The organism is Methanothermobacter sp. CaT2, from assembly GCF_000828575.1.
In the GTDB taxonomy this organism is placed as follows: domain Archaea; phylum Methanobacteriota; class Methanobacteria; order Methanobacteriales; family Methanothermobacteraceae; genus Methanothermobacter.
In genome coordinates this window covers 241,486-260,880 of record NZ_AP011952.1, presented here as the reverse complement: position 1 = coordinate 260,880, position 19,395 = coordinate 241,486, and the positions used below count along the sequence as shown (strand labels likewise).

The window sequence follows — 19,395 nt, the reverse complement described above, 5'->3', positions numbered from 1 at the left end:
GTATCAGTGAAAAGGTTCTGGTTCGAAGTGAATTACTGATTGAGACGGGCATTTATTAACATTCACTGTTCTGCTTCTAAGTGAATTACAGTGGGGGTAAGCATTTATTAACATTCACTCAGAAAATTATATTCAATGAGTTTTCCAGCACTTTATGTGGTTGGGGGTTGATGTATGAAACGTTTCCTCTGCCCTCTCTGCAGGGCCAATGTATCATCCGAACTTCATGGGAGCCACCGGGAACGGTTTTACTATCTTGTATGCCCATCATGCGGTGCAAGGGTGTGCCTGGACAGTGAAAGGATCCTCTGAGGTCTGATGAAGGGGACTGAAAAGTCAGATGCGGCTTGAGATCCGGTCCGTGAAAAAACTGTCATGGGCAGGAGAACATGTGAAGGGAACCCATGCAGTTATTTAACCAATGAGTAACAGAAGGTCAACCGGTGAAGATCCATGAAAATATGGACAGCTATCCTCCTCTCCATGATCCTGATGATCCCCTCAAGCACAGCCCTCAGCGGCGGGGTCACTGATGAACCGGGTTACGGGATGATAACCGAGAGCCACGGTGAGGGAAGCCAGAGGTACTGGATCTTCAAACCATCAGAACCAGGGAGTTACCCTGTCGTGGTATTCATCCATGGCTGGGCCGCCACGGAGCCCCTCTTCTACATGGCCTGGATAAGGCACCTTGTGAGGGAGGGGAACATCGTAATCTACCCGCGCTACCAGAACCTTCTGGATACAGCATCAGATGCCTTCACCGATAATGCCGCGGATGCGATTGGGGAGGCCCTCAGGAGAGTGGGGGGTGAATGGAACGGTGAACTCTTCCTTGCAGGCCACTCAGCCGGGGGCATAATAGCCCTCAACCTGGCATCCCGGGAGGATATACCGGACCCTGATGGTATCCTGGTGGTGCAGACAGGGGACTCTGAGGGGGGCAGGAAATTCGAGAACCTCAGCGGTGTCCCCCCAGACACACTGCTTGTGGTTATGGCCGGGGACAGGGATAATATAACAGGGACGGCGGACTCCTACAGGATAATGAGGTCCACACCCCAGATACCCGGGGACAGGAAGCTGTTCCTCCTTGTGCGCTCAGACCGCAACCTGGTGGCTGACCACATCTCACCACTTGCAGTTTCAGATGAATTCGGGTTACTGGTTGACAACCTGGACTACAGTGGCTACTGGAAGGTCCTGGATATGATGATGGAACTTGCACGTGAAAATAAAACACTCGCGGACGCCGATACCGGGAGGCTCCTTGGCATGGGCAGCTGGGGTGATGGAAGAACCGTCAGGAGGATGGAGATTGTTAAATACCGATGACAGGATGGAGGTTTCCCATGGATAGGAGGATTCTGATAGTTGCAGGTGTTATAGCTGGACTCATAATAGTCACGGTACTTGCGGTTGAGGTCTTCGATGATGCAATATTCGCACAGATACCCTACAGTTACACATCATACACATCAATCCCGGCAAATAAGCCGGGTGAGGGTTCCCTGGGTGGCTACTACTCAATAAATGGTAGGGGGAGGGACTTCAGGTTCCAGATAGTGCTCCCCGGTGCAGAGAACCTTGACACCCATGAGGTCAACGGTACCAGGATATGCTACAATGAGAGCGGGTTGAGTGGAACGGGCCACATAGACCACATCGACGTCACCTGGGATACAGTTCTATCACTCCTGAGTGGTGACCTGAAGTCTGCAATGTTCAGCACACCCCTCCGGGGACACTACAGCATGACCTGTGCCGCCTGGACTGGAGGTGGGAGTTTCATGAATGATGGAAGAAACTTCACCGGTGACTTCAGGATAAACGGTGTTGAGACCTTCTTCGGCGGGAACTTCACCCTGAGAGAAGGGAATGGCCGCATAGTCCTCAGTGCAGATTACATTTACCACCCCCAGGGAAAGCCAGAAGAGGCCAGGCGGGTTAAGAAGGACTTCTACATGTGATTCCTGACTGGTGATGGTTTATCTGAATGTTGGCTAAGAAGGACTACATGTGCTGACCGATGATGGTTTATCTGAATGTTGGCTAAGAAGGACTACATGTGCTGACCGATGATGGTTTATCTGAATGTTGGCTAAGAAGGACTACATGTGATTCCTGACTGGTGATGGTTTATCTGAATGTTAAGAACCCTCCTGGCCGCGAATATGAGAGGGTCCCGGATGCTACCCTGCTCTCTGGGATCCTCCACCCGAAGAATGACCCTCTGAGATGAACTTCAGCCTCGCCCATGCCCTGCTGAGAGAAGGTGAGGCATCACTGCCCCCACCGCCTGAGGGGGTCCATGGAGGTCCACTACATCCCTGAGGGTGAGGCCATCATGCAGATTGATGATGAGGCAAGGGTGGTGAAGGTGGGTGATGCTGTATACACATCAGTGCAGTACATTGAGAACATAGGGAAATTGCTCTCATTCCTCTGTGCATTATTTCTCCATGGTAGAGAGATGATGAGGAAGTCCTGAGTAACAAGCGTAAACCGGATCATCCCATGCACAGATCCCGAATAAACTTACCAACAGAAGCCAGTAATCTGCTTCATGTGAACCTGACATCAATAAATGAACATCACTTAAAAAAAATATGTGGGGGTGGGATTCATTTTCTTCCAGGGCCAAAGAAGTATCCAAGCCCTAAAAGAGCCACTATCGCCACGATACCCACTATTGCATAGACCGGTATTCCAGTCCTTAAGTTCACTGAATCTGAGGCTCTGCTAACCTCATAGGCCTTAGCTGATGTTTCACCAGGTTTAGAGTATGTAGCTGCCTCCATTCCAGGTGTTAATGTTGAAACAGCTGAACTATGTGATCCACGCTGCTGCTGTGATCCCATATCATCAGAGGATGTGCCTGGTGACTGTGGATTTCCTGGATTTGAGGGTACTGTCGGTGTGGATCCACCATCAGATGATGGTGTGAAGGCTGCGCTCTTTGTGGCAGCATACAGCTTCTCCTTGACCCTTGAGAGAAGATCAGGATTCACATACTGCATGGCCCACTGCATCATTGCAATGTTACCGCAGCTGCAGTCACAGCATGCGACACCGTTTTCTGCTGTTAGTGATGCCCATGTGGATGCCAGCAGCCTGAGTGTTCCCTCATCAGGCTTCCAGTAGCCTTCATGGGCGGCTGTGAGCATTGTACCTGTAATGGATATCATTGCATAGGAGTTCCTGCCTGAAAGCCAGTCTCTAATACCCAGTCCATTAACATCCCTGACGTAGGTGTCCATGAGTTCATCCCAGGTCCATGATGGAACACTTCCAGGGGCTGTGCTCTGCCACAACCAGAGGGACCTCACAGCGGATGATAATCTGTTGGCCCCTGCGTAGCCCTCAGAGATGAGTGACCTCACGTACTCAGGGTTGAGGTACCTTGTCCTCATATCAAGGGCCAGTGCCCCCTGAAGTGAAATGATCTCGCTGGTTCCTCCTGCGGATGTTATTATGTTAACCGCGGGTGAACTGCCTGTGAGCTTCCTTATCGCAAGTGATAGTCCTCCAAGGTAGTCTGCCATGTCATCGTTCTCCGCCACACCCACAAGGTAGGTGCTTCTTCCCTGGTAGACCGCTGAGACATCCTTAAGGAGATCTGCAAAGAGGTCAGTGTTCTTAACACCCCACCCGGCCTCTGAGTAGGATGTTCCCATGCGGCTCATGAATAAGTCGGCGAGTTCATCTGTACTGTTGTAGGTCCAGGACATTTCACCTGCCTCCTTAACCCCTGTACCGTAGGATCCGAGGGGTGGGGCGAATATCCTGTAGATGGCCATGTTACCTGCTGTGGATGCATTCATCCCTGCGTTCATGTACTTGATGACGAGTTCAAGCCAGTGCTCCGCCACCCTGTTCATCTCGATGGGGTCATTTCCCGCCTGGAAGAGTTTTATGGTCCTGAGAGGTTTAACTGCAGCCTCCAGAGCCTCGGATACACCGGGCTGTTCTGAGAGTATGGTGTTGTAAGATGCTGCGAGGGCCAGCCTGAAGGCCCTGTCCATTGTTATGGCTGCCTGTCCATAGACATCCCTGAAGAGTCCGCTCACTGTGACAACAGCGTCTATCCTTGGTCTTCCAAGTTCACTCAGGGGTATTAGGGTCACCCCGGTCACCGTTCCTGAACTGCTCCACACCGGTTTAACACCCAGAAGGTTCAGGACGAAGCCCACCATTGCACCATCGTCCCTTGCTGTGTCCACTCCCCAGATCACAACTGCCAGCTTCTCTGGAAGCTCGGTGTAGGTGGCGAGGACCTTCCTGACGATCTCGGAGCCGAGTTTGTATGCTGCTGATGTGGGTACTATGCTTGGATCGATGGTGTAGAAGTTCCTGCCGGTGGGGAGGACTGATGGATTCATGAGGGGCTCCTTTCCGAGTCCAGGTTCCACGTAGCCGCCCCTGAGGGCGTTTAGAAGTGATGACATCTCCATCTCTGTGCTCTTTCTGATGAGTGATATGTATTCAGCTGCACTCCTTAGGACTGCAAGGATGTCCGGTGAGGATGTCAGGTTCTCTGGTTCTGATCCATTGAGGAGTGCCTGGACCATTCCAAGTGTCCGGTTCTCAAGTATGGAGAGCTGATCAGGTGTGAGTTCCTCGTATATCCATCCGTATTCTGCTGCCAGTATCCTGTAGAATGATCCATCCTGTGTTATCATTGATGTGACCATGTAGCCTATTGCATCGTTGCTCCACTCCCTTCCAAAGGTGTGGAGGCCGTAGGGTATGAGGGTGCCCTCTATCCTGAGGAGATAGGCGGACAGTGCGGGTATGAGCTTATCTGCTGTCGAGTTTTCAATGCTGAGGCCGATTTCCTCTTCAAGCTTTGCCCCGACTGCCGTGGTTCTTATCTCGGAGAGGTACCTCTCTTTGAGCTGCTCATCCTGTGCGTTCTTGTATCCCTCTATGAGGTTTTTGAGCTGTAGCAGTTCTCCGTAGAGGGTTGTTGATTTCATTGCGGGTGTCAGGTGGTCAATTATAACTGCAAGGCCTCTTCTCTTGGCTGCAAGGCCATCAGCTGCGTTATCAACGCGGTAGATGTAGATTGAAGGTGTCTCATCCACCACAATATCAGGGAAGTCGAAGCCTGCGAGCATGACCTCCTTGCCAGGGAGCCACTCGTAGCTTCCCATGGTACCCATGTGTATCATTGCGCTGGCATTGAAGACCGTGTTTATCCATGCATAGTAGGCCAGGTACTGGTGGTGTGGTGGGAGTACACCCACGTTGTAGAGCATCTCAGGGCTGGCTTCCCATCCCCGCTGGGGCTGGGGTCCGATGAAGACGTTTCCCATCATGAATCCAGGTATTACGATGTACTTTCTGCCATTCCTTGTAACGGTCATGACATTTCCAGGGGGTTCTCCCCAGCCACAGAGGCCCGGTATTGCAAGGAGCATGAAGGAGTTCCTTGCAGCCTGGAAAGTGTCCCATAGACTTGAGTTGCCGTTTATAACTCCCCTGAGCGCCGTGTACATGACTTCAAGTAATTGCAACCCCTCAGAGGCTTTATCTGATGACTTTATGTTGTCCTTCATCTCAGCGTACCATGAGTTCAGGGCATTCATGAGGGTCTCCGCCCCAGCATTCCTCTGGAGGCCCATTTTCAGGAGTTCCTCCATGTATGCTGTTGGTCCCTCTGTGACGTATCTTCGTGCGATGGGGTTGAGGCCCTGGAACCATCTGAGGTATTCCTCGGCATCCCAGAGTATAACACCGGGGGTGTCTGCCAGTCTCTCGAGTTCACCGGGTGCCCAGTTTGCAATGTTTATTCCCCTCTCAACCATGAGGGTTACGAGTTCATCTGCTCCTGTGATGTTCCCGACCATGTATCCATCTCTCTTCAGGTTGAGGAGTATCTCATAGATGCTCTGAGGGACATTTAGGTAGCTTGCTCCTATCTCTGATTTGCCCGGCGGGTAGTTGTAGTATATTATGGCTATCTTCTTCTCTGATGCGGGTTTCACCCTGAGGTTAACCCAGTTTGTGAGTCTCTCTGCCAGTTTCTCTATCCTGTCGGGTAGTGGTGAGTAGGAGTAGGTGTAGGCCCCTGTGGTGTTGTCTGACTGGAATTCTGATGCAGCGATTATTATGGGCTCTATGAGGCCCTGTGTTTCAGGGAATCCTGCCTGTCCCATTATGTCGTCCATGCTCCAGGGTGTGACACCGTCACTGGATACAAGCCAGTCCTCAACTGTCCTGGTGTTCACTATAACTCCCCTCAGTACAGGGACATTCAGGAACCTTAGGAGTTCTGTGACCTTATCTGAGGATGTCCCCCCGAGAAGGTAGGTGCTGAAGGATACTATGGCATCCACACGTGGAGTGTAGAGTGTCCTGTTGGCCTCGAAAGAGGCTGTATCCGGTGCTGTGGTGAAGAATCTGACCATGGCTGAGTATGTGTTATCACCGTACCTTGCAACTGCTGAGATTATATTGTACCTGTCCCTGAGTTTCTCTATCAGGCTGTCTATGTGTGCTGTTCCACCACCCAGCATGTTGCTCTCTGACTCTATGAGTCCGATGGTTGGTCTGGAGGGATCCTGGGGGTAGTCCCTGAGGTAGTCTGTGAGGTTCACGTACAGTCTGCCGTCACGGTAGAGCAGTTCCCTTGGAGCTGCCCTTGGAGGGTCATAGCTCACATTGAGGTTAATGCTCCTTCCCCTGGCCCATATGTCAGCTGCCCAGAGTATCTGGTTCCTGTAGCTTTCCACGTTCCTGTAGCAGTAGTAGCCCTCTCCCTGTGCCCAGAGTGCTATCTGGGGGTACTGGTTGACGTAGCCCTCCAGGAATGGGAGGGGTTCAAGTACCCTGAGGGCCCTGCTCACTGCTGTCACAACGGTATCAGGGACGCCGTTGAAGACCGTCTCATCATTTATCCTGCTCATCTTAACAAGTTCTATTCCACTTGCCCCGTCAAATACTGCGAAGAATCTGCCGTTGAGGATCCCGGGTTTATCTGTGAGGACCCTCAGTATCCTTGTGTAGTCCTCTGTCCCCAGGTAGTTGCATATTATAACGTCAGAGGAGTTGAGTAGAGCCTCTATCTCCTCGGGTGTGGAGTTAACTATCTGGGGTGTGCTTCTGACCCTCACTGTGATGTTCCTGTCAGGGTAGTCCTGGAGGACCCTGTGGGCTGCATCATTCACAACCCTTGTCCCCTCAATGGAGTGTATAACAAGGACGTCGATGGTTCCATTGTCTGATGCGTTCTCTGCACTCGCTGTCCCCGGCAGTACCATGAGGAAAACCAGTGCCATAAATATTACCCGGGTATCAAATATTCAATCACCTCCCTGAATTATAAGCAGTGAAAGTATTATTATTTTAATTATATTAATTTTATTATTACTGAAATGAAGTTTTTTTCTGTTACTGTATTACAGTACAGGGTGTGGAGCCGTCAGTCATCCGGGTAATCAACGACTGTATTACAGTACAGGGTGTGGAGCCGTCAGTCATCCGGGTAGTCCACGAGGACACACTCAGACCCGTTGGTATGGTGAGCAGTCACATTGACGTCCCTGTCAGCATCAACCTGTATGTCCACGGTGAGGGTCCTGGTCCCTGACTCCCCCTTGCTGTTCTGCATGCTGCTGTTTATTTCATCGTCAAAGGCACCCACAGATAGGAGGGATGCGACAACCGTGACGACAAGAAGGAATGAAAGGATGGCCCACTCGCCGGCTGTCCCTGTCCTTATCCTCCTGTTCCTGCGGAGGCAGTGGTAGGGTGTGTCATTGAGGGGGTATAGCAGGGGGCATCCGCGGACCGTGAAGAGGTCCAGGGTCAGGTGGGATGATACCCCAACAAGCAGAGGCACCCCGATCCCTGGACTCCTCAGTGATAGAAGTAGAAGGGGTGGTAGAATTAGAAGTGTGTGTCCGATGCCCCTGTGCCTCCCGGCAAGGAAGTCCAGGATGTCAGGGAGCACTGATCCAGTACCGGCGAGGAGGGCCCCGTTGATCAGAGAATTTACAGGGTGGATGAGGTTTACCATGAGGAAGAGTGCCACTGCAGCTGTTATGTGTGTTCTGAACCTCAAGGGTTATCACCTTAAGATGTAGTTCATTGTCCTGAAGCCCATGAGGGCAAACCAGAGCGCCCCTGTTATGAGGATCCCGTATTCAAGGCCCACCTTGAAGTATCCCAGTGCCATGAGTATGGACATCAGTGCCATGAATGCCCCTGTGACGTCAATGGCCTCGTCGTCCAGGCACTCATGGGGGTTGAGCCTCTGGAAGGTTGAGTAGAATGACCTCACATCACTTCTCATGGTGCCGTTGAGGGCCGCCATGTAGTTCACGTTCCCGTTTTCATGTAGCCAGAGGTACTTCAGTGCGGCCTTCTCTGTGAGGTCCTCGAAGTGGTCCATGAAGACCCAGGTTTCGCCCCGGGTTGATGCTATCTCATTCATTATCTCGGTTATGGTTAGCTTCTCACTGGCGCCTGGTTTATGGGCCCTGAGTATCTGGAGGAGCCCCGCCTTGAGGGGCATGGGTGTTACCAGGTATACCGGTGTGGCCCGAGTGGTGATTTCACCCTCCTTAATGGCCTCCAGTATCCCCTGGTAGGCCTCGAGGGCATTTCCACCACACTCAATAACGTTGCCATCCTCAAGGCAGGAGACAATGTTTATGAGTTTCATAAAATAAAGTATTAAGTAATATTATTTAAATTTTTCGTATGAGATGGTTTTATACGATGGGTTTACAGAGAGAATATGAAATAACAGATTCGATGGATGTGCCTTACTGGGCGTGTCAAGTTCTATATTCAGGAGAATGGATTTGATGGTGAATGGATGATCCGGCGGATACTTGATAACAGTGAATACCGGAGGGTGCTGGACAACATAGTGTCGCTCACCGGGATACAGATGGTGCAGTATCTCCTCCCCCTTGTAACGTTCCCCTACCTCACCAGGGTCCTTGGCCCGGCCAACTTCGGGAAGGTGGCCTTTGCAGTGGCATTCATAACCTACTTCCAGCTCCTCACAGACTACGGCTTCAACCTCTCGGCAACCAGGGAGATCTCCATAAACCGTGAGGATCCCCGGAAGGTCTCGTGCATATACAGCTCGGTGATGGTAACCAAGACCATACTCATGTGCATCACATTTATTCTCATGCTCATTGTGGTCCTCTCAATTGGGAGGTTCAGGTCAGACCTTCTCCTCTACCTTTTCACCTATGGCCTCGTCCTGGGGAACCTCCTCTTCCCGGTCTGGTTCTTCCAGGGCGTTGAGAGGATGCGCTACATAAGTATACTGCGGATCGTAAGCTCCCTCATCTACACGGCACTCATATTCATCGTGGTGAGGTCCCCATCGGATTACCTCTACGTGCCCCTCCTAACATCCGCAGGTTACATTGCAGTGGGGGTCTACAGCCAGAGGATAGTTACCAGGGAGTTCGATGTTAAATTCACCCTACCAGGGATCAGTGATATAAGGAGGCAGCTGGAGGAGGGCTGGCACCTCTTCATATCAACACTTGCAATCAGCCTCTACACGACATCCAACAGGTTCATACTGGGCCTCCTAACCGGGCCTGCCGTTGTGGGTTACTATGCTGTGGCCGAGGATATCACAAAGGCCCTTCAGGGGCTCGTATCACCCATAAGCCAGGCCATATACCCCTACTTTGCAAAGGTCCACAGTGAGGATAAGAAACGTGCCCGCCTTGAACTCAGAAAGATGCTCCTTATAATGGGTGTTCTGACCTTCATTGCATCCCTGGTAATCGCATTACTCGCCCCCCTCATAGTTGGTATCCTTGCAGGTCCAAAATATGCTGAGAGTATACACCTCCTCCAGATACTCGTCTTCATAATATTTGCGGTGGGGGTCAACAACATCCTGGGTATCCAGGGGCTTGTCTCATTCGGCTACAAGGAGAAGTTCACCTGGATAGTCCTGGTTGCAGGGGTGCTTCACCTGGCTCTACTCGTGGGCCTTGTATTTCTCATTGGGTCAACAGGGGCAGCAATCGCGGTTGTACTCACAGAAATTGTTATCGGGGTGATTGAATATATTATTCTGAGGAGGATGGGTATCCTATGAAGGAGCACGTTATAAATGTTATGAGGAGGACGCCGCTCTTCCCCTATATGAGAGCATACTATACAGTCTATCAGAGAGGTGGTATTGGATCTCTCCTTAGAACCAGACTCATAGGGGGGAGTGGTGATATCCTTGAGAGGAGGATCCAGCAGTTCGAGGATGTCTGCAGAGTTGCCCGCATAACCCCCTCCCCTGGTAGATTTCTCTACAGCATAGATACAACCCTACATGTTATGGAGTACCCTGGTTACAGGAGACTCGGGAACCTCACCCCTGACTACAGGTTCCTGCTTGAAAACGGGGTTGATGGAATCGGTAGGATCCTTGAGGATAAGTTAAGGGAGGACTCAACAGGATACGCCCAGGTACTCATGAGGACACTAAGGGCGGTGAGTGGTTACCTTGAAAGGTGCAGTTCTGAAGCAGGGGTGGATATACCATCAGGGGCACCTGAAACCCTTGAGGATGCCATCCAGCTACTTTTAACCTTCAATTCACTGCTCTGGACCTATGGTCATCCACTGATAGGTCTTGGAAGACTTGACAGGACCCTTGATGGCTACCCATCCAGTGAGGACACCCACAGCATCATTGAGGACCTCATAAGGGCACTTTCCCTTTATCCTGACTTCAAGAGTAACACCCTACCCGGGGATACAGGGCAGGTTATAGTCCTTGGGGGTGAATGCAATGACCTCACCAGGATCTTCCTTGATGTTATGATGGAACTGGGCCTCCCTGACCCCAAGATCGTGCTCAGGGTGAACCGGGATACACCTGAGGATGTATGGGAGCTCGCCCTTGACTGTATTGAGCGTGGACTCGGCTATCCCCTCATTGCAAATGATGAGGTGATTGTGGACGCCCTCAGGGAGTACTATGGTGATGATGCAGAGAACTACGGGACCTCCGCCTGCTGGGAGCCCCTCATCCCCGGGAGATCCTCAGACCAGAACAACCTTGCAACCCTTAACCTCCTCATCCCACTGGCTGATGCCCTCAGATCTGGGGCTCGAAGCTTCGAGGAACTCCTGGATGCCTACCGCTCCGCCCTCAGGGCGTACATTGAGGGGGTTATCAGGGAGGTTGAGTCACTGAAATTTGAGCCATCACCACCACTTTCACTCCTCTTCCCTGACTGCATCAAAAGCTGCAGGGACATAGCCGAGGGTGGTGCCGCCTACAGCTACAATGGTGTTCTGACTGTGGGCATGGGGAACCTCGTGAACTCACTCATTAACATCAAGAGGCTATCCTTTGATAAGGGAAGGATGAACCTGGATGATATAATTGGGGTTCTTGATGATAACTTCAGCTCCAGCGAGGCCCTCCGATCCGAACTGGAAAACAGGGGCCCCAAGTACGGGATGGATGAACCTGAGGTCATGGATTTAACAAACAGGATCATAGATATGATCCATGATGAACTTGCTGGCAGGTACAGGTTTGGTCTAAGCTCCCCATCCTATATCTGGCATGGAGAGGAGACAGGGGCCTCCTTTGATGGTAGGCGTGCCAGGGAGCCCCTGGGCGTCCATATATCCCCTGTGAGGCTCCTTGAGGGGATGTCCTACACTGGGATACTGAACTTCGCCTCAGGCCTTGATTACAGCAAGGCATGCAACGGTGGCGTGGTGGACCTAATGATCGATAGGAGCTTCCTTGAACGTGCACGGGGCGAATTCATGGGCCTCATCAAGACAGGAATCCGGAGGGGCATCATGCAGCTCCAGGTGAACGTAGTTGACCCTGAGGTTATACTTGAGGCTGCAAGGGACCCTGAACTCCACCCTGACCTCATAGTGAGGGTCTGGGGGTTCAGCGCCTACTTCAGGGACCTCCCTGAGGAGTACCGTGAACTCATAGTGAGGAGGGCCCTTGAGTACTCAGAGCACGGGGGTTGGCATGGTTAGGCTGAGGGTAACAGGTGTTCAGAGGTTCAGTGTCCATGACGGGCCAGGGATACGGACCACCGTATTCCTGAAGGGCTGCACTTTAAGGTGCCCCTGGTGCTGCAACCCCGAGAACATGAAGCCTGAACGGGAGGTCTACTTCAGGGCAGATAGGTGCAAAGGGTGCCTGGAGTGTTTAAGGGGGTGTGAGTTCCTTGAAAGACCCGATGACATATTCAGGTACCCTGAACATCTGGAGTGTGCCGAGAAGTGTCCATCAGGGGCTATGGGTGTCTACGGTGATGATCTATCACCGGAGGAACTTGCAGATCTCATACTGAGGGACCTGGACTACTATGAGGCAACCGGGGGTGGTGTGACCTTCTCAGGCGGAGAGCCGCTACTGCAGGCGGATGGTATCCTTGCGGTGCTTGAGAAACTCGATGGTATCCACACGGCGGTTGAAACATCCCTCCATGTCCAGCCTGAGAATCTGGAGGTCCTCCTGGACAGGGTGGACCTCTTCATCGTTGATGTCAAGATACTGACAGGAGATGTTAACGTTATAGGTGGGGATACCAGGCTTTTCAAGAGGAACTTCAGGTTACTGTCTGACTGTGACATCATACTCCGCTTTCCTGCTGTGAAACCATACACATTTAACAGTGAAAACATAGATAAGTTGATTGAATTCATGAGAAATAACAGTATAGATGAGATAGAGGTGCTCGGTGCGCATAGACTCGCCACCGAGAAGTACAGAAGCCTCAACCTTGAAATGGGAGAATTTGAGGCTCCAGATGATGCCGAGATAGAGGACCTCAGGGTTCTCCTGGAGAGGGAATCCCTAAAAATGGTTTACATGAAGATCTGAGGGTTTATAGATGTTCGACTATATCATAGTAGGGGCTGGTCTTGCTGGTTCTGTGATGGCTGAACGGATAGCATGTGAGCTCAACCGGAAGGTCCTGGTGGTTGAGGAGAGGAACCACATCGCTGGTAACTGTTACGATGAAATGGACCCCACCGGTATCCTGGTGCACCGGTACGGTCCCCATATATTCCACACTGACCACGAGGACGTCTTCAGGTACCTATCAGGGTTCACAGAGTGGAGGGACTACCAGCACCATGTACTGGGATTCATCGATGGGGTGAAGGTGCCGCTGCCATTCAATTTCAACAGCATGGAGAAGCTACTCCCGGAGGGTCTCTCCAGGAGGATCCAGGATAAGCTCCTTGAACGCTACAACTATGGATCAAGGGTCCCCATACTGGAACTCCTCAATGATAAGGACCCCGATGTGAGGTTCCTGGCGGATTACGTCTACAGGAAGGTCTTCCTCAACTACACCGTGAAGCAGTGGGGTTTGAGGCCTGAGGAGATCGACCCTGAGGTCACAGCCAGGGTCCCGGTGGTCCTATCAAGGGATGACCGGTACTTCACAGACACCTACCAGGGAGTGCCCAGAGAGGGCTACACCAGGATGATCCAGAGGATGCTCAACCATGAAAACATAAAGGTCCTCCTAAACACCAGGCACAGTGAGGTCCTGGAGTTAAGGGATGATAAGTTCAACTTCATGGGAAGGGAGTTCCAGGGGAGGGTGATATTCACAGGTAAGATAGATGAACTCTTCAACTACTCCCATGGAAGGCTCCCCTACCGTTCACTGGACCTCCAATTCGAGAGGCTGGATACAGAGTGGTTCCAGGAGGCTGCAACCGTGAACTACCCCAACGACTACGACTTCACCAGGATAACCGAATTCAAACACCTCCACCCCGCTGAATCAGAAAAGACCGTTACACTCAGGGAGTACCCCTGCAAACATGATGAGGGAAACGACCCCTACTACCCAGTATTCACAGATGAATCCCGGATGATGTACGGGAAATACAGGGAACTCGCAGAGAAAATCGAGAACCTCACACTCCTTGGTAGGCTCGCAGAGTACCGCTACTATGACATGGACGACGTTGTAAAGAGGGCCCTTGAGGTATTTGAGGAGGAGGTGAGATGATGGCCTCCAGGGATGTTTCCGGTGATGTGAAGGTTGCTGCAGTGGTGGTAACCTACAACCGTAAGGAGCTGCTCATGGAATGCCTGGAGGCACTCATGAAGCAGACAAGACCCCTCCAGGCGATATACATCATAGACAACGCCTCAACCGATGGAACACCAGAACTCCTCCACCAGGAGGGCTACAGCCCCAGCCCAGAGGGAGGAACACTCACACTGAAAACCCCAGAAAACCAGGAAGAAATCAGAGTCACCCACATAAGACTACCCGAAAACACCGGCGGAGCAGGAGGATTCCACGAAGGAGTCAAAAGAGCCTACCAGGACGGATACGACTGGATCTGGCTAATGGACGACGATGCGGAACCACTACCAGATAGCCTTGAAAAGTTACTTGTATATGCTTCAGATGACCTTTCGGCGATTTGCTGTGCAGTTCTAGATTCTAAAAATAATATCTCTGTTAATCACAGAGGATATGCAAACCTTGAGAGAATTTTCCCACTCATCCAAACACCCCTCAGTAAAGAAATGTATGAAAAGAAGTGGGTATCCATTGATACTGCTTCATTTGTCGGTATACTCATAAACAGTAACAAGATCAAAAAGGTGGGCCTTCCAAGAGAGGAATTTTTCATTCATCATGATGATATAGAATACTGTCTCAGGCTTGGCACTCAAGGTAAATTGATACTTGTACCTGGAAGTGTGATTATCCATAAAGAGGACTCCAAGAAAGATCTCAGTGAAAAAACATTTTTAGGTAAACCCATTTACACAGTTTCCCTGGATAAGCTCTGGATAACTTATTACGGTACTCGAAACCTGGCTTATATTGGCAGGAATTATTCAAAAAATAAATTAAGGTTTTATATGCTCCTTTTTAAGAATCTGATTTTATCATTAGCGGCGAATATGTTGTTAAGGGATAACAAATATAGAAGAATAAAGTTTACAATTTGCTCATATCTCGATGGTATAAGGGGCGTATTTGATAATGAAAAACCAAAAAGGATACTTTACAGTGATTAGATGGAAGGAAAGATCTTTGCTGTGACTGTAACGTATGGTAACAGGTTCCACTTACTCAAAAAGGTTATAGAAGCCGCTCTGAGGGAGGGAGTCCATAAGGTAATAGTTGTTGATAATAATTCAGATAAGCAGAGTAGAGAAAAATTGATGGAATATCACGCGAAAAACAGGACAAATGTTGAAGTTCTTTATCTACCAGAGAATCTTGGTTCTGCTGGTGGATTCAAGAGAGGACTTGAACTCGCATACAGTGACCCTGAATGCGAATTCATATGGCTCCTAGATGATGATAACATGCCATGTCCCGGATCACTCAGAATTCTTACAGAATACTGGGATAAAATGGAAACTAATTATGGAAAACCCCTTGCCCTTTTGTCTTACAGAAAAAAAGAAATTTATACAAAATCGCTTTTATTAGGCGATCCAAAAATTATTATGGGTAGAGAAAACAGTTTTTTTAATTTCCACATATGCGAAATTCCTAATTATATAAAAAATAGACTCACTAAAAAAAGAAATAGGAAATATAAAACCGATCAAAAATTTGTAGAACTCTCTGTCGCACCATACGGAGGTCTTTTTTTTAAGAAGGAAATTGTTAAGATTATTGGTTACCCTAACGAAAAATTCTATTTATATTCTGATGACTACGACTGGACCTACAGGATCACGAAAATGGGAGGTCATATAATCCTTCTTAAATGTAGTTACATAAAAGATTTAGATAAATGGCAGGAAAAAACACTTCTATCATCGTTCACACCTTTAAATGCGCATAGAATGTACTATCTAATGCGAAATCAAGTTTATTTTGAAAATAAGTACCTTAAAAAAAATGAATTTATTTATACAATTAACTATCTTGTATTTATCACATTAATTCTATTAAAAAGCATATTTTCCTTTAAGACATTATATGTATTTAGAATTGCATTAAAAGCCAGTGCAGACGGTAGAAAAGGAAAATTGGGAATTCGTTCTTCAATAGATCTATAAATGTAGCTAGTATATGAAACCACTCTTTTATGAATACAGACCCTTTGTCTATCATTTATGTAATATCTCATGTTCTACATATTCAAAAACACGTTCCGAATTTTTACCATCACTGTATCTATGGAATAACCTTTTTATAGCCCTTCTTTCTTCGAGAAACAAGGAAGGGTTTTCCTTAAACTTTTCTATCCATCTAATGACCTCAGACCAATCTTTACATTTAGGTCCTGGTGTAACTCTATTGTAATCATGATATAATTCCCTATCATTCTCAATATAATCTTCATAGTCAAACGGAAAAAATATAATAGGTTTTTCGGTCAGCAAAAAATCTATATATATGCTAGAATAGTCAGTTATTAAAATATCAAAATTATTGATTACAGAATGAATGTCATCTACCTCCAAAGGTTTAATTTGTTTATATGAGTTCAAACTTAAATGTGAATCTCCATGATAAAAATGAAACTTTATGAAAAGTTTAGCTTTTAATTTTTCTAAGTCTTTATCAACGAATTTTAGATCATCTACAAAAAAATTAAAAAAGTTATTTGAACCTTCCTTTCTATGAGTAGGAAGGTAAACTATTTTAAGATTATCTGATTCATACGACCTAAGATTTGATCTCATGAAAAAAACATCATTCCTTGGTAATCCAAGTATTAGAATATCAGCCATGTTTTTTCTAAAAGCTGATGCAAGCGTCGTCGCATCAACATTAGATGAAGCTAAGATGTAATCATAATCATTCATGTTTCTTAAAAATGGAAACAGAAGCTTGAGTAATTTGCCTGTAAAACGCCTTCCATCTGAAAAGTTGATTGAGTCATCATAACCTATTTTCTTTAGAGGGATGCCATGTCCAAGGTAGAAAATAATGGGAGTCGGTACAAAACGATTAACATCTTTAAAATCAGTAGAGACAAAGCTTATTGTACTTCTGCTGGAGATGTAGTATCCATAAATGCTATACGTATAATAAACCTCATAACCTTTTTTTCTTAGATAATTAAATGTTTCTTTGTCTTCAGTTAACCATACTGCCCTTATAAAAGGTTTATTCTCATTTATGAATTCAAAAAGGTATCTGCTGTTGTCTGCATATTTATGTCCAAACCAGGAACCAAAGACCCATATATCCTTAGTTTTTGGAATAATTTTAGAGACAATATAAAGTGGTAAGTTAAGAATATTTATTATTAATCTTTTTATGATATTAAATGTCACATTATCCCTCCCTAGTAGTTCCAGCCAAAATCATGCTCTCACCATTGTCGTATACTTCAAAAGTAGAATTCATTAAGGAAAGAACAGGAATTTTCTCCAATGTTGGGTTTACTCCTATAAACTTATATACTATGAGATTAGAAGTTTTAATGTTGTATTTTCCGAGGTAAACATAGGAAAGATCAAAGTTTCTATCAAAAACTTTCGTTCTTTCAGGTATGTAACCTAAAAATATTAATCTTCGATATTCGTCAGCGTAGACTGTTTTATTACCACTCTTGTTTATAATCCATTTTGCTCCTTGGAGTTCGGCATAATCAAAATAAGGGTAATCGACTCTCTGATCGATAGCAAATGAAGAAACTGACGGCGCATCATTAGAAACTGTGTAAATCCATCCTGTGTTAAATAAGATAAAAACAGTTAATAGAATTGAAAAACAACCAAATATGTGCTCTTCGGTTTTTAAAATCGTTTTTGACAGGTAGATGCTACCAATAACAGCGAATGGTGCTAAAAAGAAAAGAGTGATATGATAAATTCTTGTAGTGTTTAAAGCACTTGAAAAATATGGGAGTGTGATAGCCAGTATACAAACAATTAATGCAACATAAGAAAAGAAAGCATAATCAATATTAAAGTTAAATTTTTTAGTCCGTAAGAAAATGAACATTCCTACAATAATTAGAAACTGAAATAAGAAATGTAAATATTTCCCTATCTCATGTAATAGACTTTGAGATTCCATTGAAATTATCGCAAGTCCTTGAGCTGTAGATGGATTAAGGAATTCAGTGAAAATACTGCTTATGATTTGGTGTCCTATACCTACTATAGCAACAAATATTGATGAACCTGAAGTATACATGTACCATGTTGTGGCAAATGTAAAAAATAAAGCTACAAAACTGAATCTTACAAGATTTAGGTCATTCTCTACATCATTCTTTACTTTAGGGATATTTAAACTAATTTCAATGGCGTGCCCACCTAGCCCACCTATTCTAAGTTTACTTAATGGAATACGGATCATGACCATTAATAAACTCATAAAGAGCATCAAAATAAAAACATAAGAGAGACCATAGTGTGAAACCACAAGTGAAAAGGAGAATATAACAAATAATAAAGACATTTCCATTTTTCCTATATTTTCATCCGTCATGACAAGAAGGATTAAGGATAAAAAGAGTTCAGCTATCTGCTGTCTTGCTAATGCTATCAATTCTGTAAAAAATACAAATACAGACATGAAGAAGAATACAGAAAAAAAAGCTACCCTGGAATCTGTCTGTCTCTCAAAAAATCTGAATAAAATAACAGGTACAAAAGAAAATATAAATGGGTAAACAACCTTAAAGACCCATATAAGATTAATTCTGCAGAAAATTGAAATCAAAGGGGCAAAAAGTGTGATACTCAACATTGCATTATAATTATCAGGAAGAGAAACATTCCAAAAACCCGTCTTTAGAACCGCATTTGCCAGATAATATTCTTTCTGGATATCCCATCCTACTAGGTAGTTGCTAATCAATGAAGTATGCATTAAAAGTGAAAAAGAAATAACAAAGACGGCAAGTTTGTACGAATCTATAGGAATTTTTCTATAAGCTACTAAAATCGGTAGAAGAGCTATGATAAAAATGGAAAAAAGAAGTGGAACATTATTTCCATAAACATTTCTTGAATAAACTGATATCAACACAAAAAACGGGATGATTAATAATACCAAATTATATTTGTTTATGTATTTATATGGGTCATTTGGTATATTCAAATCATATGTATTCTTAGCATACACTTTATACAGAATTAATAAGATGAAGACTGTTATTATAAATATTAGATAAACATAAAACTCATCGAAGGCATTCTTAATTCCAAAGAAAGAATGTAAACTATTGATAAAAAAGCCCGCCAGAAATATGAAGGATACACTTATTCCTATCGAATAAAGTAGCTTATCAAAGCTTTTGGAATTTATTCCAATAATCTCAATGAAGAGAAACCCAGGAACTAACAGCAGAAATAGAAGACCCATTAATTCAGTGACTATTGGAAATTTTAAGACTGCTGAATTAAGAACTATTGTGATAAGAGATATTGCTATAAATGTTATAATTTTCATTTTG

The 19,395-nt window shown here is 46.4% G+C and carries 15 protein-coding genes; 10 read left to right on the top strand and 5 right to left on the bottom strand.

What is annotated here, in order from left to right; all coding sequences use genetic code 11:
• The first annotated feature begins 174 nt into the window (after positions 1 to 174).
• The 4 genes from MTCT_RS09335 (at position 175) to MTCT_RS09465 (ending at position 2,491) form a co-directional block, all read left to right on the top strand.
• Positions 175 to 312, top strand: a complete 138-nt coding sequence (locus MTCT_RS09335; protein WP_158498087.1) for a hypothetical protein — start codon at positions 175 to 177, stop codon at positions 310 to 312.
• Positions 313 to 453: 141 nt separating this feature from the next.
• Positions 454 to 1,335, top strand: a complete 882-nt coding sequence (locus tag MTCT_RS09040; protein ID WP_052457285.1) for an alpha/beta fold hydrolase — start codon at positions 454 to 456, stop codon at positions 1,333 to 1,335.
• 17 nt (positions 1,336 to 1,352) lie between these two features.
• Positions 1,353 to 1,970 (top strand): hypothetical protein, encoded by a 618-nt coding sequence (locus MTCT_RS01475; RefSeq protein ID WP_048176492.1) that lies wholly within the window; start codon positions 1,353 to 1,355, stop codon positions 1,968 to 1,970.
• A 305-nt stretch (positions 1,971 to 2,275) separates the two neighbouring features.
• Positions 2,276 to 2,491, top strand: coding sequence for a hypothetical protein (locus MTCT_RS09465; protein ID WP_231855320.1), 216 nt, complete (start codon positions 2,276 to 2,278; stop codon positions 2,489 to 2,491).
• 133 nt (positions 2,492 to 2,624) lie between these two features.
• On the opposite strand, the gene MTCT_RS01465 is transcribed toward MTCT_RS09465, so the two are convergent.
• From MTCT_RS01465 to MTCT_RS01455, 3 genes are all read right to left on the bottom strand, one after another.
• Entirely contained in the window at positions 2,625 to 7,283 is a 4,659-nt protein-coding gene (locus MTCT_RS01465) for a cobaltochelatase subunit CobN (RefSeq protein ID WP_052457280.1), read from the bottom strand.
• Positions 7,284 to 7,477: 194 nt separating this feature from the next.
• Positions 7,478 to 8,068: a metal-dependent hydrolase gene (locus MTCT_RS01460; protein ID WP_048175236.1), complete on the bottom strand. Its 591-nt coding sequence runs from the start codon at positions 8,066 to 8,068 to the stop codon at positions 7,478 to 7,480.
• Between the two features lie 6 nt (positions 8,069 to 8,074).
• A complete protein-coding gene (locus MTCT_RS01455; protein WP_048175235.1) occupies positions 8,075 to 8,671 on the bottom strand; it encodes a hypothetical protein in 597 nt (198 codons plus the stop codon).
• A gap of 156 nt (positions 8,672 to 8,827) precedes the next feature.
• Between MTCT_RS01455 and MTCT_RS01450 the strand changes: the two genes are divergently transcribed.
• From MTCT_RS01450 to MTCT_RS01425, 6 genes are read left to right on the top strand one after another with little or no spacing between them, the layout of a single operon-like run.
• Positions 8,828 to 10,087 carry a flippase gene (locus tag MTCT_RS01450; RefSeq protein ID WP_048175234.1) on the top strand — a complete coding sequence of 420 codons (1,260 nt, stop codon included), beginning with the start codon at positions 8,828 to 8,830 and terminating at the stop codon, positions 10,085 to 10,087.
• The gene (locus MTCT_RS01445) at positions 10,084 to 12,000 is read left to right on the top strand and encodes a glycyl radical enzyme domain-containing protein (RefSeq protein ID WP_048175233.1); all 1,917 of its coding nucleotides are present in this window, start codon (positions 10,084 to 10,086) and stop codon (positions 11,998 to 12,000) included. The genes MTCT_RS01450 and MTCT_RS01445 overlap by 4 nt, the downstream gene beginning before the upstream one ends.
• On the top strand, positions 11,993 to 12,853 hold the full coding sequence (locus MTCT_RS01440; protein ID WP_052457276.1) for a glycyl-radical enzyme activating protein: 861 nt from the start codon (positions 11,993 to 11,995) through the stop codon (positions 12,851 to 12,853). Before MTCT_RS01445 ends, MTCT_RS01440 begins: the two co-directional genes overlap by 8 nt.
• 10 nt (positions 12,854 to 12,863) lie before the next feature.
• On the top strand, positions 12,864 to 14,003 hold the full coding sequence (glf, locus tag MTCT_RS01435; RefSeq protein ID WP_048175232.1) for a UDP-galactopyranose mutase: 1,140 nt from the start codon (positions 12,864 to 12,866) through the stop codon (positions 14,001 to 14,003).
• Complete coding sequence (locus tag MTCT_RS01430; protein ID WP_231855319.1) at positions 14,003 to 15,034, top strand: glycosyltransferase family 2 protein; 1,032 nt, start codon at positions 14,003 to 14,005, stop codon at positions 15,032 to 15,034. The genes glf and MTCT_RS01430 overlap by 1 nt, the downstream gene beginning before the upstream one ends.
• Positions 15,035 to 16,033: a glycosyltransferase gene (locus MTCT_RS01425; RefSeq protein ID WP_048175231.1), complete on the top strand. Its 999-nt coding sequence runs from the start codon at positions 15,035 to 15,037 to the stop codon at positions 16,031 to 16,033.
• Positions 16,034 to 16,084: 51 nt separating this feature from the next.
• Here MTCT_RS01425 and MTCT_RS01420 read toward each other — a convergent pair whose 3' ends face one another.
• Together MTCT_RS01420 and MTCT_RS01415 are read right to left on the bottom strand one after the other, a co-directional pair.
• On the bottom strand, positions 16,085 to 17,260 hold the full coding sequence (locus MTCT_RS01420; protein WP_048175230.1) for a CDP-glycerol glycerophosphotransferase family protein: 1,176 nt from the start codon (positions 17,258 to 17,260) through the stop codon (positions 16,085 to 16,087).
• 1 nt (position 17,261) lies between these two features.
• Complete coding sequence (locus MTCT_RS01415) at positions 17,262 to 19,391, bottom strand: DUF2206 domain-containing protein (RefSeq protein ID WP_158498086.1); 2,130 nt, start codon at positions 19,389 to 19,391, stop codon at positions 17,262 to 17,264.
• Positions 19,392 to 19,395: the final 4 nt, after the last annotated feature.